The 22,417-nt window shown below is 71.1% G+C and carries 24 protein-coding genes; 11 read left to right on the top strand and 13 right to left on the bottom strand.

Features of this window, described 5'->3' with window-relative positions:
- Positions 1-132: 132 nt before the first annotated feature.
- The gene (locus ACFXJ5_RS10790; protein ID WP_384629843.1) at positions 133-1,515 is read right to left on the bottom strand and encodes a glycine--tRNA ligase; all 1,383 of its coding nucleotides are present in this window, start codon (positions 1,513-1,515) and stop codon (positions 133-135) included.
- 207 nt (positions 1,516-1,722) lie between these two features.
- Here ACFXJ5_RS10790 and ACFXJ5_RS10785 point away from each other — a divergent pair, with 207 nt between their 5' ends.
- The 4 genes from ACFXJ5_RS10785 (at position 1,723) to ACFXJ5_RS10770 (ending at position 4,949) form a co-directional block, all read left to right on the top strand.
- Positions 1,723-2,694, top strand: a complete 972-nt coding sequence (locus tag ACFXJ5_RS10785) for a metal ABC transporter substrate-binding protein (RefSeq protein WP_384629841.1) — start codon at positions 1,723-1,725, stop codon at positions 2,692-2,694.
- A gap of 11 nt (positions 2,695-2,705) precedes the next feature.
- Positions 2,706-3,566, top strand: coding sequence for a metal ABC transporter ATP-binding protein (locus ACFXJ5_RS10780; protein WP_384629839.1), 861 nt, complete (start codon positions 2,706-2,708; stop codon positions 3,564-3,566).
- The gene (locus ACFXJ5_RS10775; RefSeq protein ID WP_384629837.1) at positions 3,566-4,459 is read left to right on the top strand and encodes a metal ABC transporter permease; all 894 of its coding nucleotides are present in this window, start codon (positions 3,566-3,568) and stop codon (positions 4,457-4,459) included. Before ACFXJ5_RS10780 ends, ACFXJ5_RS10775 begins: the two co-directional genes overlap by 1 nt.
- Positions 4,460-4,532: 73 nt before the next feature.
- Positions 4,533-4,949 carry a Fur family transcriptional regulator gene (locus ACFXJ5_RS10770; RefSeq protein ID WP_384629835.1) on the top strand — a complete coding sequence of 139 codons (417 nt, stop codon included), beginning with the start codon at positions 4,533-4,535 and terminating at the stop codon, positions 4,947-4,949.
- A 30-nt stretch (positions 4,950-4,979) separates the two neighbouring features.
- Here the strand turns inward: ACFXJ5_RS10770 and ACFXJ5_RS10765 are convergent, their stop codons facing one another.
- Genes ACFXJ5_RS10765 through ACFXJ5_RS10755 form a run of 3 tightly spaced genes read right to left on the bottom strand, consistent with a single transcriptional unit; the run spans position 4,980 to position 6,811 of the window.
- The gene (locus tag ACFXJ5_RS10765) at positions 4,980-5,816 is read right to left on the bottom strand and encodes an isoprenyl transferase (RefSeq protein WP_384629833.1); all 837 of its coding nucleotides are present in this window, start codon (positions 5,814-5,816) and stop codon (positions 4,980-4,982) included.
- Between the two features lie 22 nt (positions 5,817-5,838).
- Positions 5,839-6,585 carry a DNA repair protein RecO gene (gene recO, locus ACFXJ5_RS10760; protein ID WP_127354910.1) on the bottom strand — a complete coding sequence of 249 codons (747 nt, stop codon included), beginning with the start codon at positions 6,583-6,585 and terminating at the stop codon, positions 5,839-5,841.
- A gap of 22 nt (positions 6,586-6,607) precedes the next feature.
- Positions 6,608-6,811, bottom strand: a complete 204-nt coding sequence (locus ACFXJ5_RS10755; protein WP_384629831.1) for a hypothetical protein — start codon at positions 6,809-6,811, stop codon at positions 6,608-6,610.
- Positions 6,812-7,201: 390 nt separating this feature from the next.
- Here ACFXJ5_RS10755 and ACFXJ5_RS10750 point away from each other — a divergent pair, with 390 nt between their 5' ends.
- Entirely contained in the window at positions 7,202-7,564 is a 363-nt protein-coding gene (locus ACFXJ5_RS10750) for a DUF1304 domain-containing protein (protein WP_384629829.1), read from the top strand.
- Here ACFXJ5_RS10750 and ACFXJ5_RS10745 read toward each other — a convergent pair.
- From ACFXJ5_RS10745 to leuA, 5 genes are all read right to left on the bottom strand, one after another.
- Positions 7,550-8,242 (bottom strand): response regulator, encoded by a 693-nt coding sequence (locus tag ACFXJ5_RS10745; protein ID WP_384629827.1) that lies wholly within the window; start codon positions 8,240-8,242, stop codon positions 7,550-7,552. The genes ACFXJ5_RS10750 and ACFXJ5_RS10745 overlap by 15 nt on opposite strands.
- Complete coding sequence (locus ACFXJ5_RS10740; protein WP_384629825.1) at positions 8,239-9,486, bottom strand: sensor histidine kinase; 1,248 nt, start codon at positions 9,484-9,486, stop codon at positions 8,239-8,241. Before ACFXJ5_RS10740 ends, ACFXJ5_RS10745 begins: the two co-directional genes overlap by 4 nt.
- A 53-nt stretch (positions 9,487-9,539) precedes the next feature.
- The gene (locus ACFXJ5_RS10735; protein WP_384629823.1) at positions 9,540-11,615 is read right to left on the bottom strand and encodes an MMPL family transporter; all 2,076 of its coding nucleotides are present in this window, start codon (positions 11,613-11,615) and stop codon (positions 9,540-9,542) included.
- A 158-nt stretch (positions 11,616-11,773) separates the two neighbouring features.
- Positions 11,774-12,490, bottom strand: a complete 717-nt coding sequence (locus ACFXJ5_RS10730) for a TerB family tellurite resistance protein (RefSeq protein WP_384629821.1) — start codon at positions 12,488-12,490, stop codon at positions 11,774-11,776.
- A gap of 214 nt (positions 12,491-12,704) precedes the next feature.
- Positions 12,705-14,468: a 2-isopropylmalate synthase gene (gene leuA, locus ACFXJ5_RS10725; RefSeq protein WP_384629819.1), complete on the bottom strand. Its 1,764-nt coding sequence runs from the start codon at positions 14,466-14,468 to the stop codon at positions 12,705-12,707.
- A 307-nt stretch (positions 14,469-14,775) separates the two neighbouring features.
- Between leuA and ACFXJ5_RS10720 the strand changes: the two genes are divergently transcribed.
- Entirely contained in the window at positions 14,776-15,888 is a 1,113-nt protein-coding gene (locus ACFXJ5_RS10720) for a M4 family metallopeptidase (protein ID WP_384629817.1), read from the top strand.
- Between the two features lie 9 nt (positions 15,889-15,897).
- Positions 15,898-16,164: a protealysin inhibitor emfourin gene (locus ACFXJ5_RS10715; protein ID WP_384629815.1), complete on the top strand. Its 267-nt coding sequence runs from the start codon at positions 15,898-15,900 to the stop codon at positions 16,162-16,164.
- Positions 16,165-16,172: 8 nt separating this feature from the next.
- Here ACFXJ5_RS10715 and era read toward each other — a convergent pair whose 3' ends face one another.
- Entirely contained in the window at positions 16,173-17,123 is a 951-nt protein-coding gene (gene era, locus ACFXJ5_RS10710; protein ID WP_384629813.1) for a GTPase Era, read from the bottom strand.
- Between the two features lie 165 nt (positions 17,124-17,288).
- Here era and ACFXJ5_RS10705 point away from each other — a divergent pair, with 165 nt between their 5' ends.
- The 3 genes from ACFXJ5_RS10705 to ACFXJ5_RS10695 are packed head-to-tail and all read left to right on the top strand — an operon-like array spanning position 17,289 to position 19,272.
- Positions 17,289-17,642, top strand: a complete 354-nt coding sequence (locus tag ACFXJ5_RS10705; RefSeq protein WP_384629811.1) for a hypothetical protein — start codon at positions 17,289-17,291, stop codon at positions 17,640-17,642.
- A gap of 60 nt (positions 17,643-17,702) precedes the next feature.
- A complete protein-coding gene (locus ACFXJ5_RS10700; RefSeq protein ID WP_384629809.1) occupies positions 17,703-18,704 on the top strand; it encodes a hypothetical protein in 1,002 nt (333 codons plus the stop codon).
- 31 nt (positions 18,705-18,735) lie between these two features.
- Positions 18,736-19,272, top strand: coding sequence for a hypothetical protein (locus ACFXJ5_RS10695; protein ID WP_384629807.1), 537 nt, complete (start codon positions 18,736-18,738; stop codon positions 19,270-19,272).
- Here the strand turns inward: ACFXJ5_RS10695 and ACFXJ5_RS10690 are convergent.
- From ACFXJ5_RS10690 to ACFXJ5_RS10680, 3 genes are read right to left on the bottom strand one after another with little or no spacing between them, the layout of a single operon-like run.
- Positions 19,250-19,684 carry a nitroreductase family deazaflavin-dependent oxidoreductase gene (locus tag ACFXJ5_RS10690; RefSeq protein WP_384629805.1) on the bottom strand — a complete coding sequence of 145 codons (435 nt, stop codon included), beginning with the start codon at positions 19,682-19,684 and terminating at the stop codon, positions 19,250-19,252. The genes ACFXJ5_RS10695 and ACFXJ5_RS10690 overlap by 23 nt on opposite strands.
- Positions 19,685-19,689: 5 nt before the next feature.
- The gene (locus tag ACFXJ5_RS10685) at positions 19,690-20,703 is read right to left on the bottom strand and encodes an aldo/keto reductase (RefSeq protein WP_384629803.1); all 1,014 of its coding nucleotides are present in this window, start codon (positions 20,701-20,703) and stop codon (positions 19,690-19,692) included.
- Positions 20,704-20,723: 20 nt separating this feature from the next.
- Positions 20,724-21,650: a LysR family transcriptional regulator gene (locus tag ACFXJ5_RS10680; protein WP_384629801.1), complete on the bottom strand. Its 927-nt coding sequence runs from the start codon at positions 21,648-21,650 to the stop codon at positions 20,724-20,726.
- Between the two features lie 61 nt (positions 21,651-21,711).
- Between ACFXJ5_RS10680 and ACFXJ5_RS10675 the strand changes: the two genes are divergently transcribed.
- On the top strand, positions 21,712-22,413 hold the full coding sequence (locus ACFXJ5_RS10675; protein ID WP_384629800.1) for an SDR family NAD(P)-dependent oxidoreductase: 702 nt from the start codon (positions 21,712-21,714) through the stop codon (positions 22,411-22,413).
- The last annotated feature ends 4 nt before the right edge of the window (positions 22,414-22,417 follow it).

Genomic DNA, 22,417 nt, shown 5'->3' with positions numbered 1-22,417 from the left:
GTTTCCCCCTCTTGTGGGGGCCCCCCCCGGGGGGCTCCCCACCGTGTGGTTGTGGGTGGGCCCCCCCGCCCCCCGGGGCGGCGGGGGGGGGCCTCCCCCCCCCCCCCCCCCGCGCCCCACGGCCACAAACGGTCAGCAGCCGAGCAGACGGCTGCCCAGGTAGGACTGGACCTGGTCCAGCGAGACACGCTCCTGCTTCATCGTGTCGCGCTCGCGGACCGTCACCGCGTTGTCGTCGAGGGTGTCGAAGTCGACCGTGACGCAGAACGGCGTACCGATCTCGTCCTGGCGGCGGTAACGACGGCCGATCGCGCCCGCGTCGTCGAACTCGATGTTCCAGCTGCGGCGCAGGTCGGCCGCCAGGCCCTTCGCCTTGGGCGAGAGCTGCGGGTTGCGGGACAGCGGGAGCACGGCGACCTTGACCGGCGCCAGGCGCGGGTCGAGGCGCATGACGGTGCGCTTCTCCATGACGCCCTTGGCGTTGGGCGCCTCGTCCTCGTTGTACGCGTCGAGCATGAAGGCGAGCATGGCCCGGTTCAGACCGGCCGCGGGCTCGATGACGTACGGGAAGTAGCGCTCGCCGGCCTCCTGGTCGAAGTACGACAGATCGGTGCCCGACGCCTCGGAGTGCGCCTTGAGGTCGAAGTCCGTCCGGTTGGCGATGCCCTCCAGCTCGGAGAACTCACTGCCGCCGAAGTTGAAGCGGTACTCGATGTCGACGGTGCGCTTCGAGTAGTGCGACAGCTTCTCCTTCGCGTGCTCGTACCAGCGGATGTTCTCCTCGCGGATGCCGAGGTCGCGGTACCAGTCCCAGCGCTGCTGCATCCAGTACTCGTGCCAGGTCTCGTCCTCACCCGGCTTGACGAAGAACTCCATCTCCATCTGCTCGAACTCGCGGGTACGGAAGATGAAGTTGCCCGGCGTGATCTCGTTGCGGAAGGACTTGCCGGTCTGGGCGATGCCGAACGGCGGCTTCCTGCGCGAGGTCTGCTGGACGGTGGCGAAGTTGATGAAGATGCCCTGGGCGGTCTCGGGCCGCAGGTAGGCGGTGCCCGAGGCGTCCTGGGTGACGCCGAGGGTGGTCTTCAGCAGGCCGGAGAACTCCTTCGGCTCGGTGAAGGCACCCTTGTTGCCGCAGTGCGGGCAGTTGATGTCCGCGAGGCCGTTGGCGGGCTCGCGGCCGTGCTTGGCCTCGTACGCCTCGATGAGGTGGTCGGCGCGGAAACGCTTGTGACAGGAGGTGCACTCGGTGAGCGGGTCGGTGAAGGTGGCGACGTGGCCGGAGGCCTCCCAGACCTCGCGGGCGAGGATCACCGACGAGTCGATCCCGACGACGTCGTCGCGCGAGGTGACCATGGAGCGCCACCACTGACGCTTGATGTTCTCCTTGAGCTCGACGCCGAGCGGCCCGTAATCCCAGGCGGCGCGCTGACCGCCGTAGATCTCACTGCTGGGGAATGCGAAGCCACGGCGCTTGCTCAGGCTGACGATGGTGTCGATCTTGTCGGCGGCCACGGTGCTCTCTTCAGTACGACGAAGCGGTCGATGGAGTCCGCCGGGATGCGTGTGCGGTGCGTGCGTTCCGGCGAATACCTCAGATTACCGGCGGGTGAGGGGGCCGTATCAAATCGGTTCCCGGTCCGGGGGCGGGGGCGGGGGTAGGACGGGGGTCACAGCCAGCTCAATTGACAATCGTTTCCAGTTTTGTTGAAAATGGGAGTCATGAACATAGGTCGCCGCCTCATAGCCCCCACGGCCGTCGCCGGGGCCACCGCGCTCAGCCTCGCCACCTTGTCCGCGTGCTCTTCCGACGGTGGCGCGAGCGTGAGCAGCGGCGGCAAGCTCAAGGTCACCGCGTCCTTCTATCCCATGCAGTACCTGGCCGAGCAGATCGGCGGCAGCCACGTCAGCGTCACCGAGCTCACCAAGCCGGGCGTCGAGCCGCACGACCTGGAGCTCACCCCGCGGCAGACCGGCGCGCTCGGCGAATCCGACGTGATCGTCTACCTCAAGGGTCTGCAGCCCGCCGTCGACGACGCGATCGCCCAGTCCGGCGTGAAGAACATCGCCGACGCGGCCTCCCTCACCTCGCTGGAGAAGCACGGCACCGAGGTCGACGGCCACAGCCACACCACCGGCGACAACAACACCGGCTCCACCGGCGAGGAAGCCGGCGCCGACCCGCACATCTGGCTCGACCCGGTGAAGTACGCCCAGGTCGCCAAGGGCGTCGAGAAGACCCTCGCCAAGGCCGACCCGCACCACGCGGACACGTACGCCAAGAACCTCAACGCCCTGGTCAAGAAGCTGGACGCGCTGAACACGCAGTTCAAGGACGGCCTGAAGAACCGCACCTCGGACACCTTCGTCACCACGCACGCCGCCTTCGGCTACCTCGCCGAGCGCTACGGCCTGGTCGAGGAGGCCATCAGCGGCATCGACCCCGAGACCGAGCCCAGCGCCGCCCGGATCAAGGCGCTGCACTCCCTCGCCCAGCAGAAGAACGTCTCGACGGTCTTCTTCGAGACCCTGGTCAGCGACAAGACCGCCAAGACCCTGGCGGGCGACCTCGGCGTCCGGACTGATGTACTCGACCCCATCGAGGGCATCACCGCGAAATCCAAGGGCAGCGACTACATCGAGGTCCAGCAGAGCAACCTGGCGGCCCTGCGGGCCGCGCTCGGCGCGAAGTAGAGGAGACCGGGATGGCCCCCGAAGTGGATCGCGGCGCGGCGAACGGCCGAGACGTAGGCACAAACGCCGGACGCAGCGCGTCAAGCGCCGCAGGTGGGAGCGGGGGCGCAGCCCCCGTCATCGCGCTCAAGGGCGGCACCGCCGCCCTGGGCTCACGGCCCGTGCTGCGCGGCATCGACCTGACGGTGCGGCGCGGCGAGGTCGTCGCGCTGCTCGGCGCCAACGGCTCCGGCAAGTCCACGGCGGTGCGCGCCGTGGTCGGCCAGGTGCCGCTGTCCGGCGGCACGTTGGAGCTGTTCGGCGTGGACCGGCGGCGCTTCCGGGACTGGGCGCGGATCGGCTACGTACCGCAACGCACCACCGCCGCCTCCGGGGTCCCGGCCACCGTCCGCGAGGTCGTGTCGGCCGGGCGCCTGGCGCGTACGAAGCTGGGGCTGCCCCGCAAGTCCGACCGGGCCGCCGTGGACCGGGCCCTGGAGCTGGTCGGCCTGGCCGGCCGGGCCAAGGACTCGGTCAACGCGCTGTCCGGCGGCCAGCACCAACGGGTGCTGATCGCCCGCGCGCTGGCCGCCGAACCCGAGCTGCTGATCATGGACGAGCCGATGGCCGGCGTCGACCTGGCCAGCCAGGGCGTCCTGGCCGGCACCCTGCGCGAGCAGGTCGCGGCCGGCGCCACCGTACTGCTGGTCCTGCACGAACTCGGGCCCCTGGAGCCGCTGATCGACCGCGCGGTCGTGCTGCGCGACGGCTGCGTCGTCCACGACGGCCCGCCGCCGAAGGCCGTCGGCCAGCATGCGCTGCCCGGCCACGACCATGTGCATCCGCACGCGGACCCGGCGTCCGCGCCGATTCGTACGGGACTGCTGACCTGATGGACCTCCTCACGTACGCCTTCATGCAGCGGGCACTGATCGCCGCCGCGCTGGTCGGCGTCACCGCCCCGGCCATCGGCATCTACCTCGTACAGCGCCGGCAGGCCCTGATGGGCGACGGCATCGGCCATGTCGCCCTCACCGGTGTCGGCCTCGGCTTCCTGCTCAACGCCAGCCCGGTGTGGATGGCCACCGCGGTCGCGGTCGTGGGCTCGGTCCTGATGGAACTGATCCGCTGGTACGGCAGGACCCGCGGCGACATCGCCCTGGCCATGCTCTTCTACGGCGGCATGGCGGCCGGTGTGATGCTGACGTCGCTGTCCAGGACCGGCACCACGGCCAACCTGACGACCTACCTCTTCGGCTCGATCACCACGGTCGCGCCGGCGGACATCCCGATGATCTGCGGGCTGGCCGCCTTCGTCCTGCTGGTCACCATCGGCCTGCGGCGGCAGCTCTTCGCCGTCAGCCAGGACGAGGAGTTCGCCCAGGTCACCGGGCTGCCGGTGCGGCTGCTCAATCTGCTGGTCGCGGTCACCGCGGCGGTCACCGTCACGGTCGCGATGCGCGTGGTGGGCCTGCTGCTGGTGAGCGCCCTGATGGTGATCCCGGTGGCCGCCTCGCAGCAGGTCGCCCGCAGCTTCGCGATGACGTTCGCGATGTCGATCGTCATCGGCGTCGTCGTGACCCTGTCCGGGACGGTCACCTCGTACTACGTGGACGTGCCCTCCGGCGCGACCATCGTGCTGATGGCGATCGGACTGTTCGTCCTGCTCACCGCGCTCGCCGGTCCACTGGCGAGAAAGCGCGCCCGGCAGGCCACGGAGGCCGAGGAACGGTGCACCCTTGAGGTACCCGTGAGCCGCTCCCCCGGCGACGACGTGAAGGTATGACGACCGCCCGCCGCCCGGCCTGGCACAATGGCCCGTCGGACGGAAACACGGGACGACCGAGAAGGAGGCACCGGTGACGACCGCCAAGCAGCCCCCAGTGCGCGGCCGATCGACCCGGCAGCGCGCCGCAGTGGCCTCAGCCCTCGACGAGGTGGACGAGTTCCGCAGCGCCCAGGAGCTGCACGACCTGCTCAAGCACCGCGGCGACTCGGTCGGCCTCACCACGGTCTACCGCACCCTCCAGTCCCTGGCAGACGCCGGCGAGGTCGACGTCCTGCGCACCGGCGACGGTGAGTCCGTCTACCGCCGCTGCTCCAGCGGCCACCACCACCATCTGGTCTGCCGCGTCTGCGGCAAGGCGGTCGAGGTCGAGGGCCCGGCCGTCGAGAAGTGGGCCGACGCGATCGCCGCCGACCACGGCTTCGTCGATGTCGCGCACACCGTGGAGATCTTCGGTACCTGCGCGGAGTGCGCGGCCGCTGCCGGTTGAGGCGGTCGGGCGCCCGAGCGTCCGAGGGGGTTACGCCTTCTTCTCGGCCCTCTTGGCCTTCTCGGTCTCGTTGGGCAGCGCGCCGCCGAACCGGCGGTCCCGGGAGGCGTACTCCAGGCAGGCCCGCCACAGGTCACGGCGGTCGAAGTCCGGCCACAGCACTTCCTGGAAGACCATCTCGGCGTAAGCGGACTGCCAGATGAGGAAGTTGGACGTGCGCTGCTCGCCGGACGGCCGGATGAAGAGGTCCACGTCCGGCATGTCCGGGTGGTACATGTACTTCGACAGGGTCTTCTCGTTGACCTTGGATGGGTCGAGCCGCCCGGACTTTATGTCCCGCGCCATCGCGGCCGCCGCGTCGGCGATCTCCGCGCGGCCGCCGTAGTTCACGCACATGTAGAGCGTCATCGCGTCATTGCCGCGGGTCTGCTCCTCGGCGATCTGCAGCTCGTTGACCACGCTCTTCCACAGCTTCGGCATCCGGCCCGCCCAGCGGATCCGGATGCCCATGGCGTCCATCTCCTCGCGGCGGCGGCGGATCACGTCGCGGTTGAAGTTCATGAGGAACTTGACCTCGTCGGGCGAGCGCTTCCAGTTCTCCGTCGAGAAGGCGTAGAGGGAGAGGTTCTTGACGCCGAGCTCCAGACAGCCCTTGAGGACGTCCAGCACCACCGACTCGCCGACCTTGTGGCCCTCGGTGCGGGGCAGGCCACGCTCCTTGGCCCAGCGGCCGTTGCCGTCCATGACGCAGGCGACGTGCTGCGGCACCAACTCGCCCGGGATCTTGGGGGGCTTCGCGCCGGACGGGTGCGGGTCGGGGGCCCGGTACTCGCGTCGGGAACGGGTCAGAATCCCGCGAACTGCCATGCGCGTGCCTCTCCTACTTCTTCTACTTCTCCACGAACCTGAGCGAGCGCAGGCCGCGCTCCAGATGCCACTGCAGATACGCCGCCACCAGCCCACTGCCCTCCCGGCAGTGACGTGGCTCGCACGCGTCCGCCGTCTCCCAGTCGCCGCCGAGCAGTGCGCCGAGCAGTTCCAGGGACTCCAGTGAGGGTACGACGCTTCCGGCCGGGCGGCACTCGCCGCATACCACTCCTCCCGCCGCGACCGAAAAGAACCGGTTCGGGCCGGGCATCCCGCACTTCGCGCATTCCCCGAAGCTCGGCGCGTAGCCGTTGACCGCGAGCGAGCGCAGCAGAAACGCGTCCAGCACCAGGCGGGGGTCGTGCGAGCCCTCGGCCAGTGTCCGCAGCCCGCCCACCAGCAGCAGATACTGCTGCACCGCCGGCTCGCCCTCATGGTCGGTGAAGCGCTCCGCCGTCTCCAGCATCGCCGTCCCGGCCGTGTAGCGGGCGTAGTCCGTGACGATCCGGCTACCGTACGCCGCAATCGTCTCGCCCTGCGTGCACAGCGGCAGCCCCCGGCCGATCAGCTCACCGCCCCGCGCGAAAAACTGCACGTCGACGTGGGAGAAGGGCTCCAGCCGCGCACCGAACTTCGACTTCGTACGGCGTACCCCGCGGGCCACCGCCCGCACGCGTCCACTGCGGCGGGTGAGCAGCGTGATGATCCGGTCCGCCTCACCCAGCTTCTGGGTGCGCAGCACGATGCCGTCGTCGCGGAACAGACTCATGGCACCCATTCTCCCGCATGCCTCACGCGACTCCGACGAGCTTCACGAGAAATCGTTCGACCTGCTCGTCCAGCGGCGGCAGGGGGAGGTCGGGCATGTTGACGCGCATCGACACGGCGCCGTGGACGGCCGTCCTCAGATCCAGGGAGACGGTCGCGGCGTCGCCGGCGGGTGCAAGCCCGGCGTCCATGCACCGCTGGACCGCGGCGGTGGTGCGCTCGCCCATCTCCTCCCTAACAGCCGGAGGGCGGCGGAGACGACGTCCTCCCGCAGCCGTTCGCCCTGGCCTCGCCGGTTCCGGCCCCGGGCGCGGCCCTGGGCCGGGGAGCCCTGCGCGGCCTCGACTCCCCCTTCGCCGACTACGTCGACCTGCAGTCACGCATGCGCGCCGACATGAAGCTGCTCAGCGTCCGCGAACGCGCCTTCGCCACCCTGACCGTCGACGTCCTCTACCAGACCCTCGACGAAAGCTTCCGGATCCGTCTTCGCCTGACCCGCCCACGACGGGGGTGTGCCGCCGGGCGGAGATGCCGGGCGGCAGCAGGGCGTTCCGCTGCGACGGGCTTCGCCCCAGGCGCCCCGCCGGCCCCGGCGACGGGATGCGATCCTGTCCCCCATGTCGATCACAGCAACCGTGGCCGTGCTGGCCATCGCAGCCCTGCACGCCTACATCCTGGTCATGGAGATGTTTCTCTGGACCACCCCGAGAGTCAGAGCCTCCTTCGGCACGACCCCCGAGTTCGCCGAGTCCACGAAGGCGCTGGCCGCCAACCAGGGCCTCTACAACGGTTTTCTCGCCGCCGGGTTGGTCTGGGGCGCGGTCGCCGACGACCCGGTGGGCTTCGCGGCGAAGGTCTTCTTCCTGGTGTGCGTGGCCGTGGCGGGCGTGTACGGCGCGGCGACGGCTTCCCGGCGGATCGTCTTCGTACAGACCGTGCCGGCGCTGATCGCGCTGGCGCTGACACTAGCCGCTCACTGAGCCGTTCGGCGTGACGAGGCCCGACTCGTAGGCGGCGATGACGAGTTGGGCGCGGTCGCGGACGCCGAGCTTGCCCATGATGCGGCTGACGTGGGTTTTGGCGGTGAGGGGGCTGAGGCCGAGGGCGTGGGCGGCTTCGGTGTTGTTGAGGCCGCGGGCGACGAGGGTGAGGACCTGGCGCTCACGTTCGGAGAGGGCGGTGAGGGCGGCCGGGGCGGGGGTGTTGGGCGGGAGGCGGTCGGGGAGGCGGAGGACGCGGGCGATGAGGCGGGCGGTGGGGCCCGGGGAGAGCAGGGCGTCGCCGGCGGCGACGGTGCGGATGGCGTCGAGGAGGTCGGCGGGGCGGGTGTCCTTGACCAGGAAGCCGCTGGCGCCGGCGCGGAGGGCGGCGACGACGTGGTCGTCGGTGTCGTAGGTGGTCAGGACCAGGATCTTGACGCCTGCGAGGTCCTCGTCGGCGGCGATGAGGCGGGTGGCCTCGATGCCGTCGAGGTCGGGCATGCGGATGTCCATCACGACGACGTCGGCGCGGGCGCTGCGGGCGAGTTCGGCGGCCTGGCGGCCGGTGCCGGCCTGGCCGACGACGGCCATGTCGCGGGCGGAGTCGACGAGCATCGCAAAGGCCTCGCGTACGAGGGTCTGGTCGTCGGCGAGGAGAACCCGGATGGGCTCGGTCATCGGGTGCCTCCTACGGGCAGCACGGCGCTGACGGCGTAGCCGCCGCCCGGGTGGGGGCCGGTGCGCAGGGTGCCGCCGACGCTGCGGACGCGCTCGCGCATGCCGACCAGGCCGTAGCCGGGCGCGGCGGCGGCTCCGTCCCCGGCGGAGTCCTGCGAGGCGGCCGCGGTGCCGTCGTCCGTTACGGACACGTGGAGGGCGTCGTCCGTCCGGCCGACCCGGACGTCGACCCGGGTGGCGCGGGCGTGCTTGACGACGTTGGTCAGGGCCTCCTGCACGATGCGGTACGCGGCCGCGCCCACCGCCGCCGGCACCGCCGCCCCGGGCTCGGCCGGGACGTCGAGGCTGACGCTCAGCCCGGCGCCCCGGGCGGCCGCCGCGAGGTCGGGGAGGCCGGGGAGGCCGGGCAGCGGGCCGTCGGCGTCGTCGGAGCCGGGGCCGTCCGGCGTACGGAGCACGTCGAGGGTGGCCCGGAGCTCGGCGCGGGCGTCCCGGCAGGTCCCTGCGATGCCGTCCAGGGCCTCGGAGACGGCCTTGCGGTCGAGCCGGTCGGGGTCGGCGAGCAGGACGTGGGCAGCCACGGACGTCTGGACGCCGATCAGTGTGATGCTGTGGGCCAGCAGGTCGTGCAGGTCGCGGGCGATCCGCAGCCGCTCCTCCGCGACGCGCCGGGCCGCCTCCTCCTCGCGGGTGCGCTCCGCACGTTCGGCGCGCTCGACGATCGCGGCCACGTACTTGCGGTGGATGCGCGACGCTTCGCCGATCAGTGCCACCGCCAGCACCCAGCCGCCGCTGCGCAGCATGTCCGAGCCCGCGTGCAGCATGGGCGTCGCCGACATCACCGCCGCCATGATCACGATGGCCGCCGTCACCGTCAGATACGTCCTCAGCGGCGGCCCGGCCACCGCCATCGAGTAGATTCCGATCATGCTGGCGGGGACGACGGCGAGGTGCACGTTGTCCAGCGCGTGATAGGGCGCGACGGCCGCGATGATCACCAGCATCCCGGTCATCGGCGCCCGCCGCCGCACCACCAGCGCGAGCGCGGTGACGACGAGCAGCACCCAGCCCAGCGCGTCCGGCCGGTGCCCGTTGGCCTGCGGCAGGAGGGCCGCGGTCGCGCACTGCACCGCGAGCACGCCCGCGGCGAGCAGGGCGTCCGCGCGCAGTGGGTCCGGCCCGGGCGTGTGGCTGCGCGCGAGGGCGGCGATGACGCGCTCGGTGAGGCGTGGGTGTTCCGGCACGGCTTCATCTTCCGTTACGGGGGCGCCCCGCCGGGAGGGCGGGGCGCCCGCTGTCAGATACGGCTGAGGCGGCCCGGCCACCAGACCCGGTGCCGCAGCGCGAGGCTCGCCGAGGTCACCAGGTACGTCCGTACGAGGAAGGTGTCCAGCAGCACACCGACCGCGATGACGAAGCCCAGCTCGGCCAGTGACACCAGCGGCATGTTGATCAGCACCGAGAAGGTCGCCGCCAGCACCAGCCCCGCCGAGGCGATCACCCCGCCCGTCGTCCGCAGCGCGGTGAGGGCGGCCGCCGCCGGCTCGGCTCCGGCCAGGGACTCCTCGCGCATCCGGTGCATCAGGAAGATGCCGTAGTCGACGCCGAGGGCGACGAGGAAGACGAAGGACAGCAGCGGCAGCCCCGGATCGGTCCCCCCGAAGCCGAAGAGCGGCCCGAAGACCAGTCCCCCGATGCCGAGCGCCGCGCCCCACACCGCGACCACCGCCGCCACGAGCAGCAGCGGGGCGACCAGGCTGCGCAGCAGCACGATCAGGATCAGCAGCACCGAGAGCAGCACCAGCGGGACGACGATCCACCGGTCGCTCGCGCTGGTGTCCGCCAGGTCGAGCTGCTGGGCGCTGGCCCCGCCCACGTGGGCCCCGTACGGGCCGTCCAGCTCCGCCCGCAGTGTCTTGATGGTGGCGGTCTCGCCCGCCGTCTCGGGTGCGGCCTGCGCGGTGACGGACAGCTCGGTCCAGCCGCCGCCGCTGCGGCCTCGCTCGACGGCCGCCACGCCCTTGACCGTACGCGCCGTGGCGAGCGCCTGCTCCGCGCGGCCGGTGGGCGCGATGACGGTGATCGGCTGCGTGCTGCTGTCGGGGTAGGCGCGGGCCAGGGTTCCCATCGCGGCGACCGACTCGGGCCTGGCGGTGAAGGTGTCCTCGTTCTTCAGGCTGCCCGGCAGGTTGAACGCGCCCAGCGCCAGCGCGCCCAGCAGCACCGCCCCGCCCGCGAGCACCGCGAGCGGACGGCGCGCCGCGGAGGTGCCCATCGCGGCGAACAGGCCGCGCCGGTGCGGTGGTTCGCTGCCGTAGGCGGGGACCAGCGGCCAGAAGACCCGGCGCCCCAGCAGCACCAGCAGCGCGGGCAGCAGCGTGATCATCGCCGCGAGCGCACTCAGCACACCGACGGCGGCGATGGGGCCCATGCCCCGGCTGCTGTTGAGGTCGGCGGCGAGCAGGCACAGCAGCCCCGCGGCGACCGTCCCGGAGGAGGCGAGGATCGCGGGGCCGCAGCCGCGCAGCGCGGCGCGCATGGCGTCGTACGGGCGCTCGATACGGCGCAGCTCCTCGCGGTAGCGCGAGACCAGCAGCAGGGCGTAGTCGGTGCCCGCGCCGAAGACGAGGATGGTCATCACGCCCTGGCTCTGGCCTGTGACGGTGATGCCGAAGGCCTGGTGGAGCCCGTAGACGGCGCTCATGGCGGTGGCGTCGGCGACGCCCGCGACGACCAGCGGCAGCAGCCACAGCAGCGGGCTGCGGTAGATCAGGATCAGCAGCACCGCGACCACGGCGACCGTCGTGTAGAGCAGCGGTCCGTCCAGGGAGGAGTAGACCTCCTTCGTGTCGGTGTTCAGCGCCCCCGCGCCGCCCACCTCGGCGGTCAGTCCGCCGCCGCCGTTGGCCACCTTCCGTACGTCGTCCACGAAGGCGTTCCTGGCGGCGTCGTCCTGGCCCGGCTGGGTGCTGGACACCGCGTACATCAGCGTCGTGCCGTCCTTGGACGGGATGCCCTCGGGCGGCCGGGTGAGTTGGTGCGCCCGCGCGATCTGCGCGGTCTGGGCCCCCGCCCTGCTGCGGTCGGCGGCGGTCAGCCCGCCGTCCCGGTGGTAGACCAGCACCAGGTCCGTGGCCTCCCCGCCGGGCAGCGCGTCCTGGACCTTGGCCACCTGCGTCGAGTCCGCGCTCACCGGCAGGTAGTCCACCGCCCGGTTCTGCTGTACGTCCGCCAGCTTGCCCGCCAGCGGCCCGGCCAGCGCCACCACCGCCAGCCACAGCACCAGCACCGCCCACGGCACGGCACGCCATCGTCGCCTTCGCTGCTGCCCTGGTGAAGCTGCCGCGACGGTCGTACTGCTCGGGGCCCCCATGGTGGGCCTCCCTCCGTGCCGGGTGTGTCCGGTGTCTGATGCCTTCCAGACTTCCGGCCCGGGGAGGTCGTTTCGTCGCGCGCAAGGGCGAGTCGGCCGCTACTGCGAGGGGAGCGAGGCGGGGCGGGTTACTCCCCGGGGAGTAACCGGGCGCGGCACTAGGACGGCGTGCCTGCCGCGGCCTCGAGGAGCCGGGCGGTCTCTTCGCGGGTGATGGCGAGGCAGCGGCCGACGGCGGTGAGGACCTCGCGCTCGGCGGGGAGGTAGGGGCCGTCCGCGAGGGCGATGCGAGCGCCCTGGAGAAGGATGCGTTCGCGGCCCTGGGGAGCGAGGTGACGGGCGAGGGGTTCGAGGGCTTCGTGGAGCTCGATGGAGAGCCAGCTGCCGCAGCCGTCGATGGCGTCGGCCAGTCCGGCCGGGCCCCAGGCGTCGGCGGCACCGGGGAAGCGGCCCTCGTCGGCGACGATCGCGGCGAGGAGGCCGAGCAGCTGGTCCTCGGTGCAGTCGGTGAAGCCGGCCGAGCGGACGGCGCCGACCGCGGCACTGCGGGCGGCCCCGCCGTTGGCGCCGCCGGCGGTGAGAACGGCGAGGGCGACGGTGTGCACGGCGTCGCGGAGCATCGCGGAGAAGATGGTGGTCGTGGGGCGTTCCAGGGCTTCGGGGCCGTAGCGGGCCCGGCAGACGACGCACTCCACGACGGTGCCTGCGCTGCCGCGCGGCCAGAGCGGCAGGCCGAGCACGGTGAGCCGGCGGACGCCGCTGCGGCGCCGGTAGCCGCGGTCTCCGCCGCAGTCGGCGCAGAAGAAGTCCCCGTCGCCCTCGGTGTGCCAGGTCGTACGCACGCCCAAGACGCACAAGCCCTTGAACTGGAGCACCTCGCACCCTCCGGCCGTATCGTCCCGGTTCGTCCTCGTCCCGACACGGCCCCGCACGCGTGCGTGCGTAACGCTTCGGCATCGTTGCCGTGTTGCCGTGATGTTAGCCACACGGACGACTCGCAGTCAGTACCACGTAAGGGGGCAATTCATAAAAGACCCCGGGGACGGCCCGATTTCTTGGGCCGTCCCCGGGGTCGGAAGTCGCCGGAGGCTAGCGTGCGGCGCGGTTGACGGCCGAGATGACGGCCTTCAGGGAGGCGCGGGTGGTGTTGGCGTCGATGCCGATGCCCCACAGGACGGTGCCGTCGATGGCGCACTCGATGTAGGAGGCGGCCTGGGCGCTGGCGCCCTCGCTCATGGTGTGCTCGCTGTAGTCCAGGAGCCGGGCGTCGATGCCGATGGCGGCCAGGGCGTCGAAGAAGGCCGAGATGGGGCCGTTGCCGCTGCCGGTGAGGACGGCCTCCTCGCCGTCCACGACGGCCTGGACGGTCAGGGTGTCGGTGCCGTCCTTGTCGGTGGTGGACTGGCCGGCCCGCAGCTGGATGCGGCCCCAGGCGTTGTCGGCCACCGGCAGGTACTCGTCCCGGAAGACCGACCAGATCTCGGCGGGGGTGATCTCGCCGCCCTCGGCGTCGGTCTTGGCCTGGATGATCTTCGAGAACTCGATCTGCATGCGGCGCGGCAGGTCCAGCTTGTGGTCGTTCTTCAGGACGTACGCGATGCCGCCCTTGCCGGACTGCGAGTTGACCCGGATGACCGCCTCGTACGAGCGGCCGACGTCCTTCGGGTCGATCGGCAGGTACGGCACGGCCCACTCGATGTCGTCGACGGTCTTGCCGGCGGCGGCCGCGTCGGCCTCCATCGCGTCGAAGCCCTTCTTGATGGCGTCCTGGTGGGAGCCGGAGAAGGAGGTGTAGACGAGGTCGCCCACGTACGGGTGGCGCGCGTGGACCTCCATCTGGTTGCAGTACTCGGCGGTGCGGCGGATCTCGTCGATCTGGGAGAAGTCGATCTGCGGGTCCACGCCCTGGCTGAACAGGTTCATGCCCAGCGTGACCAGGTCGACGTTGCCCGTCCGCTCGCCCTGCCCGAACAGGCACCCCTCGATACGGTCGGCGCCCGCCATCAGCGCCAGCTCGGCGGCGGCCACGGCCGTACCGCGGTCGTTGTGCGGGTGGACCGACAGGCAGACGTGCTCGCGGCGCGACAGGTTGCGGGACATCCACTCGAAGCGGTCGGCGTGCGTGCTCGGGGTCGAACGCTCCACCGTGGCCGGCAGGTTGAGGATGATCTCGCGGCCGGCCTCGGGCTGCCAGACGTCCATGACGCCCTCGCAGACCTCCAGGGCGAAGTCCAGCTCGGTGTCGGTGAAGATCTCGGGGCTGTACTGGTAACCGAAGATCGTGTCGTCGCCCAGGATCTTCTCGGCGTACTCCATGACCAGCCGCGTGCCGTCCGTGGCGATGGCCTTGATCTGCTCCTTCGAGCCCCGGAAGACCACCCGGCGGAAGGTCGGCGCCGTGGCGTTGTACATGTGGACGGTGGCCCGGGCCGCACCGCGCAGGGACTCGACGGTGCGCTCGATCAGGTCCTCGCGGGCCTGGGTCAGGACGGAGATCGTCACGTCCTCCGGGATCGCGCCCTCATCGATGATGGAGCGTACGAAGTTGAAGTCGGTCTCACCGGAGGAGGGGAAGCCGACCTCGATCTCCTTGTAGCCCATCGTCACCAGCAGGTCGAACATCGCGCGCTTGCGGGCCGGCGACATGGGGTCGATCAGCGCCTGGTTGCCGTCGCGCAGGTCGGTGGACAGCCAGCGGGGAGCCTTGGTGATGCGGGCGTCGGGCCAGGTGCGGTCCGGGATGTCCACGGCGTCGTACGGCTTGTACTTGTGGATCGGCATCGCGGTGGGCTGCTGGCGCACGGTCGCGGCGGTGATGGGCGTGGGGCGGCCGACGGCGTTGGGACTGGTCATGTGCTGGGGCTCCTCTTGGGTCCGGCTGATGTACGGCCGACGGCGGCGGATGCGCAACGCCAAACTCCGCGGGGAGGGGGTCGGCCTCGACTACAGGCCCTCGCCGCGGCAGCTAAGGAGAAGCAGCCCGAAACGCATGATGCTGATGACCTTAGCCCAGGGTGGTGGGCTCCCGCAGTCGCGGAGCCGTTCTTCTCACTATGCAAGACCGGTCGGGATACGCCTAAAGGCGCAGATCTTCCCTCCTTCTCGTCAATCGTCATCGCTTCCGGTGACAGGGTGTTTACGGTGTGCGAGATTGCCGTCCATGGAGCCAATTTTCTGCACGATCATTCCGCCGCACGTCCTCGACAAGCTGGCCCGCAACGAGGACCAGGCGCTTGCCGAGCCGGCCCGCCGCACTCTGGAACGCGATGCCGCGCTGCGTACCCGACGCCGCCTGGAGACCGTCAGCGCGATTGGTCCGGTGCCTGCGGGGGCGCCATCGGACCACCCCGAGCGGACCGTCTACGACGCCAAGCACCGCACCGACCTGCCCGGCAAGAAGGTCCGTGCCGAAGCCGACAAGGCCGCCAAGGACCTCACGGTCAACCGGGCGTACGACGGTCTCGGCGCGACCTTCGAGCTCTACCTGAAGGCCTACAACCGGCACTCGATCGACGACTCGGGCCTGCCGCTGCTCGCCAGCGTGCACTTCGACGAGGGCTACAACAACGCCTTCTGGAACGGCGAGCAGATGGTCTTCGGGGACGGCGACGGCGAGATCTTCAACGACTTCACCATCTCCGTCGACGTCATCGGCCACGAGCTGACGCACGGCGTGACCTTCCACACCGCGAACCTGGACTACTTCGGCCAGTCCGGCGCGCTGAACGAGTCGCTGTCGGACGTCTTCGGCTCTCTCGTCAAGCAGTACGCCCTCCAGCAGACCGCCGACCAGGCCGACTGGCTCATCGGCGCGGGCCTGCTCGCCCCGCGCGTCACCGGCGTCGCGCTCAGGTCCATGAAGGCCCCGGGCACGGCCTACGACGACGACGTCCTCGGCAAGGACCCGCAGCCCGCCACGATGGACCACTACGTACGGACCAGCCGCGACAACGGCGGCGTCCACATCAACTCCGGCATCCCCAACCACGCCTTCTACCTCGTCGCCGAGTCCCTGGGCGGCTTCGCCTGGGAGCGGGCCGGCCAGATCTGGTACGACACCCTCACCGGCGGCGAGCTCTCCACCACCGCCGACTTCGCCGCCTTCGCCCGGCTCACCGCCGCCTCGGCCCGCGCCCGCTACGGCGACGGCGAGGAGTACCAGGCCGTCCTCAAGGCCTGGTCCCAGGTCGGCGTCCCCACCAACGGCGGCGGCGCCGAACTCCCCCACCAGACCCCGGCGCCCGAGGGTGCGCAGCCGCCCGTCCACGGGTAGGCGCCGCCCATGCGTATATCCGTTACCCGCTCAGGCGGCTTCGCCGGAATCGAGCGCCACGCCACCCTCGACACCGCCGGCCGCCCCGACGCCTTCCACCTCCACGCCCTGGCCCGTGACACCCTCGCCACGGGCCGGGGCGCCCCCCCACGCGGCGTCCCCGACGGCTTCCACTACGAGATCACCATCGACGGCCGCACCATCCACTGCGCCGACCCCGACCTCACCGACGCCCAACGCGAACTGGTCCGCACAGTCCTCAAGGAAGGCTCCTGAGCCGCCGCCTAGAACCCGAGCTTCCGCAGCTGCTTCGGATCCCGCTGCCAGTCCTTGGCCACCTTCACATGCAGGTCCAGGAACACCGGCGTGCCCAGCAGCGCCTCGATGTGCCGGCGTGACTTGGTGCCGACCTCCTTGAGGCGGGCGCCCTTGGGCCCGATGATGATGCCCTTTTGGCTGGGGCGCTCGATATAGATGTTGGCGTGGATGTCGAGGAGGGGCTTGCCCTCGGGGCGGCCCTCGCGGGGGATCATCTCCTCGACCATGACGGCGATGGAGTGCGGGAGCTCGTCGCGTACGCCTTCGAGCGCGGCTTCGCGGATCAGCTCGGCGACCATGACCTGCTCGGGCTCGTCGGTGAGGTCGCCTTCGGGGTAGAGGGGCGGACTCTCGGGGAGCAGCGGCACGAGGAGGTCGGCGAGGAGGGAGACCTGCTTGTCGCCGACGGCGGAGACGGGGATGATCTCGGCCCATTCGATGCCGAGTTCCTTGCCGAGCTGGTCGATGGCGATGAGCTGCTCGGCGAGCTGCTTGGAGTCGACGAGGTCGGTCTTCGTCACGATCGCGACCTTGGGGGTCTTGCGGACCTCCGCCAGCTCCTTGGCGATGTACTTGTCGCCGGGGCCGAGCTTCTGGTCGGCGGGGACGCAGAAGCCGATGACGTCGACCTCGGCCCAGGTGGCGCGTACGACGTCGTTGAGCCGCTCGCCGAGCAGGGTGCGGGGCTTGTGAAGCCCGGGGGTGTCGACGAGGACGAGCTGGGCGTCGGGGCGGTGCACGATGCCGCGCACGGTGTGGCGGGTGGTCTGGGGCCGGTTGGAGGTGATCGCCACCTTTGTGCCGACCAGAGCGTTCGTGAGGGTGGACTTGCCGGCGTTGGGGCGGCCCACGAAGCAGGCGAAGCCGGCCCGGTGCGGGGCGGTGGCGGCTTCCGGTGACGGGTTACGAGCACTCATGCGCTCTATTCTCCCTGATCCGTTCGGCCCGGCCGACCGTGTGCGATCACTCACGGAGTGTAATGGAAGAGTCAAGAATGGTTCTCACGATGACCAAGTGCCAGGTGGGGCCCCTGATTTGGACTAAACTACCGGCCGGTATGGGCGGGGACGGGGGATGGCAGCATGAACTTTCTGAGCGAGGCGTGGCACGACGGCGAGCAGCTGGTCGGGGACGCCGTCCAGGTCGGCAAGGACATCGTGATGGCGCCGGTGGAGATCGCGCACTGGGCCCTGGAGAAGATGTTCGGCAGCACTGAGGACCTGGGCCGGATCGCGTCGGAGCTGGCCGCGCTGGGCAAGCAGATCGACCAGCTGAGCAAGGACATCGACACCGCCGTGGGCCAGGTCGACTGGCACGGCGAGGCAGCCGACGCCTTCCAGAACCATGCCCAGGGCCGGATCCGGGAGCTTCGCTCCGCCGCGGACGGCCTTGAGGCGCTGAGTGAGTCGGTGCAGCGGCTCGGCAACGTGCTGTGATCTGACACGACGCCGAACAACGCAGAACAACGGGGAACAACGGGGAACGGGGAAAACCGCATGGCCAAGGAGCAGTTCGGCGTTCAGCTGGAGCATCTCCACCAGCTCCAGAAGGACTGGGACTCCGCGAGCAAACGCGTCGAGGAGATGTCCAAGAAGCTCGGCGAGACCAAAGCCGCCATCACGAGGGCGGCCGGGACCGACCTCACCGCCGCGGCGGCCGTCATGGGGCCCGCCCTTCTGGCCGGCCTCGCCACGGCGTACCAAGTCCTGCAGGACGTCCGGGAGATCGAGGCCGAGGCGTACGCCCTCTCCGACGTCCACGACAAGCTCACGACGGAACTGGCGGCCGACGCACAGAAGCTCAAGACCGTCGCGGAGCAGTACGCGGAAACCGACCGCAAGAACCAGGACGAGCTGAAGAAGCACGACAAGCACCGGTCCGCCCCCACGTCTCCCGGGCACTCGGGAGGCGGCGGCAGCAGCCGCAGCGGAGGCGGCAGCAAGACCCCCACCACGTCGGACTCCTTCGACAGCCAGGGTGACGGCAAGTGGAAGACGGTGGGCAGCTGGGACGCCTGGTCACCGGACAAGCACCACACGACCCGGGGTGCGGGTGTCATCGACGCCCCGGACACCTCGGGGCTGTCCGACGACCGCAAGGACGTCGTCAACCGGGCCCTGGAGCGGATCAACCACCGCATCGGCTACAGCCAGTCGGCCACCACCAACGGATACCGCGACGACTGCTCCGGCTTCGTCTCCGCCGCCTGGGGCCTGGACCCGCCGGGCGCCAACACCGACGGCCTGATGGGCAGTCAGTACTCCCACCAGATCGGCAAGAACGACCTCCAGCCGGGCGACGCCCTGATCGCCGGCGACCACACCGTGCTGTTCGGCGGCTGGGCCGACGACGCGCACACCAAGTACATCGCGCTGGAGGACAACGGTTCGCAGGGCACCGTCTCGCATGTGATCCCGTACCCCTACTACTCCGGGGACGCCGCTCACGAGAGGTCGATCGGCCAGCCCTACCTGCCCTACCGCAGGAACGGTCTCTAACCCTCCCCCCACCTGAGGAAGCCCCACCACCATGCCCTCCCGCCGCCTGCTCGGCGCGGCCGCACTCGCCGCTGCGCTGCTCACCCTCACGTCCTGCAAGGCCGACGGCACGACCGCGGCCTCGGCCTCGGCCTCATCGTCGCCCTCCTCCGCCGCCGCCACCGCCTCGCCGTCCGTCAGCGACCTCCCCGTGGACCCGGAGCCGTCCTCCGACTGCGGCACCGGCGATGTGCCCGCCGGGCACAAGGTGGTCGAACTGGTCAATCCGCCGACCCAGTTCATCGTCCAGGCCAAGGCCGCGGCCTTCGCCTGCGACCCGAACGGCGGCGGCTACGCGGGCACCGGCGCGGCCAAGGACTACCAGTTCGCCACGGACGTCGTCGCCCAGCTCGACACCGGCGCCACCACCCACCGCACGGTCAGCTTCGACACACTGACCGCGCACGTCCGCGCGTGCCTCCAGAAGTCCGCCGTGGACTCCCCGTACTCCTGCTCCGGGAACATCTACGACATCACGCTGTCCTCGTCCGGCACCATCACCCGCATCAGCGAGGTCTGGCACTCCTGACCAGGACGACGACCGGGATGACGCGGTCTCCCGCCCGGGTCTCGAAGTCGGCGAGGAGTGGCATCACGGCCAGCTTGGCGGCCCACAGGCGCTCGCGTTCCGCGCCCCCGGCGTCGTGGGCGACGGCCTCGAAGCGGTCGGGGCCGACCTCGACGGTCACGTGGGGGTCGGCCAGGAGGTTGTGGTACCAGCCGGGGTGGTTCGGTCGGCCGCCGTTCGCGGCGAAGACGACGAGGTGGTCGTCGCCGTCGCGCAGGTAGGTCAGGGGCATGGTGCGGCGCTCGCCGCTGCGGGCGCCGGTGGTGGTGAGGAGCAGCATCGGGGTGCCGTCGAAGGGGCCGCCGACGACCCCGGAGTGGGCCCGGAATTCGTCGATGATCTGGGCGTTCATGGCAAGGCGTTCGGCTGACATGGCCGTCAGTTCCTCTCGATGAGGGTCGCCGTGCCGTCGGGGGCGAAGGCGGCCAGAGCCCGGTCGATGCGGGCACGAGTGTCCGGTGCCAGCTCGACCCGCGCGGCGGCGAGGTTCTCGGTGATGTGGGCGGGGGTACGGCTGCCGGGGATCGGGACGACGTGTGCGTACTGGTGGAGGAGCCAGGCCAGGGCCAACTGGCTCGGGGTGAGGTCGAGTTCGGCGGCGATGGCGCGCACGGGCGCGTAGCGGTCGTTGTTGGCCTTGAGGTTCTCGTCGCGGAAGCCGGGGATGACGCGGCGGAAGTCGTCGTCGGTGACCTGCTGGACCGTACCGGTGAGGAAGCCGCTGCCCAGCGGGCTCCAGGCGACGATGCCGACGCCCAGCTCGCGTGCTGCGGCGAGGAGTTCGGGGTCGACGGGGCTCCACATGGACCACTGGACCTGGACGGCGGCGACCGGGTGGACGGCGTGGGCCCGGCGCAGCTGGTCGGCGGTGACGTTGGAGAGGCCGAGGTGGCGGACGTCGCCGTCCTTGATCAGCTCGGCGACGGCGCCGGCGGTCTCCTCGACGGGGACGGTGGGGTCGGGGAAGTGGAGGTAGTAGAGGTCGATGCGGTCGGTGCCGAGGTTACGGAGCGAGGATTCGGCGTAGCCGCGTACGTAACGGGGCTCGGCGTTGACCTTCACCTCACCGAAGTCGTAGGTGACGGGGAAGCCGTGGGCCTCGGCGCCCGCCGGGATGGCGAGGCCGAACTTGGTGGCGAGCAGGACCTCCTCGCGGCGGCCGCTGTCGCGCAGGGCCCGGCCGACCAGGCGTTCGTTGTGGCCGGCGTCGCCGTAGGCGTCGGAGGTGTCGAAGTGGGTGGCGCCCGCGTCGAGGGCCGCGCCCAGGGCGGCGAGGGCGCGGTCGTCGTCGATGTCGCCGTACATGCCGGGGGAAAGGACCATCGCGCCGAAGCCGATGGCGGAGCTGGTGAGGGTGCCGAGGGTGCGGGTGGGGATCGGGTTCGTCGTCATGGCAGCAAGCCTTCCGCCGGTCACTGCCCGGCGTCCAAGACCCGCTGAGATAACCGTTGGCTATCGGTGTCCGAGACCCACGCCTCGACGAAGTCGCGCAGTACGGCCCGGTGATCGTCGGGGCGCCAGGCGACGGCGAGTCGGGTGGGCGGCAGGCCGGTGACGGGCAGCGCGGCGATGCCGGGGCGGCGGTAGATCTCGGCGTTGCCGGCCGCGAGCAGGACGATGCCACTGCCCTCCTCCACGGCGGCGAAGGTCTCCTCGGCGTTCAGGACGACCGCTCCGATCCGCGGGGCCCGGCCACCTCGCTGCTCGACCGCGAGCCAGTGGTCGCGCAACGGGCCCGCGCTGGGCGGAAGGGCCAGGAACGGCTCGTCCAGCAGCTCGTCGAAGGCGATCTCGTCCCGCCCCGCGAACCGGTGGTCGTCGCGCATCGCGACCCACCGGGCCTCCGTGGCGACGGTCCGGGTCCGGAACCCCTCCTGCCCCGGGACCGGCAGCCAGACGAGGGCGACGTCCACCCGGCCCTCGGCCAGGCCCGCCGTCGCGTCGTCCCAGTTGATCTGCCGGTACTGGAGCTGCCAGCCCGGCCGTCGCTCGGCGAAGCGCTCCCGTACGCCCTGCAGCAGACCACGTCCGATGCTGGTCGACAGCCCTACGGTCAGGACGGCGGCCTCGGCGGCCGCCGCATCGCTGACGGCCCGCTGCGCCTCGTCCCAGGAGCGGATCAGCTCACTCGCCCGGGGCAGCAGCGCCTGCCCCGCGGCGGTGAGGGCGACGGCACGCCGGTCGCGATCGAAGAGGCGGGCGCGCAGACCCTCCTCCAGCTGCCGGATCTGCTTGCTGAGGGCCGGCTGGGAGACGAACAGCCGCTCGGCGGCGCGGGTGAAGTTCAGCTCCTCGGCAACGGCCACGAAGTAGCGGAGATCGCGCAAATGGGCGTCCATAACTCCTGGCTATCACGGCGGGTCTTGGACGGCCCACCGTTTTCCGCAGCACGATCGACTCATGGAAACCACCGCACGCCCGCCGGTCTGCCTCGTCACCGGCGGCAACCGTGGCATCGGCCGCGAGGTCTGCCGCCTGCTCGCGGCGCGCGGCGCCACCGTCCTGCTGACCGCCCGCGCCCCGGATGCCGCCGACACCGCCGCCCGGGGGATCACCGGTGACGTACACCCGGTCACCCTGGACGTCACCGACGCCCCCGGCGTCGTACGGGCCGCGGAGGAGGTACGGAGCCGCTTCGGGCGGCTCGACGTCCTGGTCAACAACGCCGCCATCACGTACGACACCTGGCAGCGCGCCTCCACCGCCGACCTCGACGTCGTCCGCGAAGCCGCCGAGACCAACCTCTACGGCCCCTGGCGCACCGTCCAGGCCTTCCTCCCCCTCCTGCGCGCCGGCGGCCACGGCCGCATCGTCAACGTCAGCAGCGAAGCGGCCTCCCTCACCAACATGGGCGGCGGCACCCCCGCCTACACGGCCTCCAAAACCGCCCTCAACGCCCTCACCCGCATGCTCGCCGCCGAACTCCGCCCCGACGGCATCCTCGTCAACGCCATCTGCCCCGGCTGGGTCGCCACCGACATGGGCGGCCCCGGCGGCCGCCCCGTCCCCGCCGGCGCCGCCGGCATCGTCTGGGCAGCCCTCCTGCCCGACAACGGCCCGACGGGTGGCTTCTTCCGGGACGGCCGGCCTCTGCCGTGGTGAGCGG

The sequence above is a fragment of the Streptomyces sp. NPDC059373 genome (assembly GCF_042751495.1).
Classification (GTDB): domain Bacteria; phylum Actinomycetota; class Actinomycetes; order Streptomycetales; family Streptomycetaceae; genus Actinacidiphila.
This window is presented reverse-complemented; position numbering and strand designations above follow the sequence as displayed.

Bases quoted from the DNA above. Each gene is read 5' to 3' on its own strand.
- ACFXJ5_RS10785 (WP_384629841.1), top strand. From the start codon at position 1,723: ATGAACATAGGTCGCCGCCTCATAGCCCCCACGGCCGTCGCCGGGGCC.
- ACFXJ5_RS10780 (WP_384629839.1), top strand. From the start codon at position 2,706: ATGGCCCCCGAAGTGGATCGCGGCGCGGCGAACGGCCGAGACGTAGGC.
- ACFXJ5_RS10775 (WP_384629837.1), top strand. From the start codon at position 3,566: ATGGACCTCCTCACGTACGCCTTCATGCAGCGGGCACTGATCGCCGCC.
- ACFXJ5_RS10765 (WP_384629833.1), bottom strand. From the start codon at position 5,816: ATGGCAGTTCGCGGGATTCTGACCCGTTCCCGACGCGAGTACCGGGCC.
- recO (WP_127354910.1), bottom strand. From the start codon at position 6,585: ATGAGTCTGTTCCGCGACGACGGCATCGTGCTGCGCACCCAGAAGCTG.
- ACFXJ5_RS10755 (WP_384629831.1), bottom strand. From the start codon at position 6,811: ATGGGCGAGCGCACCACCGCCGCGGTCCAGCGGTGCATGGACGCCGGG.
- ACFXJ5_RS10750 (WP_384629829.1), top strand. From the start codon at position 7,202: ATGTCGATCACAGCAACCGTGGCCGTGCTGGCCATCGCAGCCCTGCAC.
- ACFXJ5_RS10745 (WP_384629827.1), bottom strand. From the start codon at position 8,242: ATGACCGAGCCCATCCGGGTTCTCCTCGCCGACGACCAGACCCTCGTA.
- ACFXJ5_RS10735 (WP_384629823.1), bottom strand. From the start codon at position 11,615: ATGGGGGCCCCGAGCAGTACGACCGTCGCGGCAGCTTCACCAGGGCAG.
- leuA (WP_384629819.1), bottom strand. From the start codon at position 14,468: ATGACCAGTCCCAACGCCGTCGGCCGCCCCACGCCCATCACCGCCGCG.
- ACFXJ5_RS10720 (WP_384629817.1), top strand. From the start codon at position 14,776: ATGGAGCCAATTTTCTGCACGATCATTCCGCCGCACGTCCTCGACAAG.
- ACFXJ5_RS10715 (WP_384629815.1), top strand. From the start codon at position 15,898: ATGCGTATATCCGTTACCCGCTCAGGCGGCTTCGCCGGAATCGAGCGC.
- era (WP_384629813.1), bottom strand. From the start codon at position 17,123: ATGAGTGCTCGTAACCCGTCACCGGAAGCCGCCACCGCCCCGCACCGG.
- ACFXJ5_RS10705 (WP_384629811.1), top strand. From the start codon at position 17,289: ATGAACTTTCTGAGCGAGGCGTGGCACGACGGCGAGCAGCTGGTCGGG.
- ACFXJ5_RS10700 (WP_384629809.1), top strand. From the start codon at position 17,703: ATGGCCAAGGAGCAGTTCGGCGTTCAGCTGGAGCATCTCCACCAGCTC.
- ACFXJ5_RS10695 (WP_384629807.1), top strand. From the start codon at position 18,736: ATGCCCTCCCGCCGCCTGCTCGGCGCGGCCGCACTCGCCGCTGCGCTG.
- ACFXJ5_RS10690 (WP_384629805.1), bottom strand. From the start codon at position 19,684: ATGTCAGCCGAACGCCTTGCCATGAACGCCCAGATCATCGACGAATTC.
- ACFXJ5_RS10685 (WP_384629803.1), bottom strand. From the start codon at position 20,703: ATGACGACGAACCCGATCCCCACCCGCACCCTCGGCACCCTCACCAGC.
- ACFXJ5_RS10680 (WP_384629801.1), bottom strand. From the start codon at position 21,650: ATGGACGCCCATTTGCGCGATCTCCGCTACTTCGTGGCCGTTGCCGAG.
- ACFXJ5_RS10675 (WP_384629800.1), top strand. From the start codon at position 21,712: ATGGAAACCACCGCACGCCCGCCGGTCTGCCTCGTCACCGGCGGCAAC.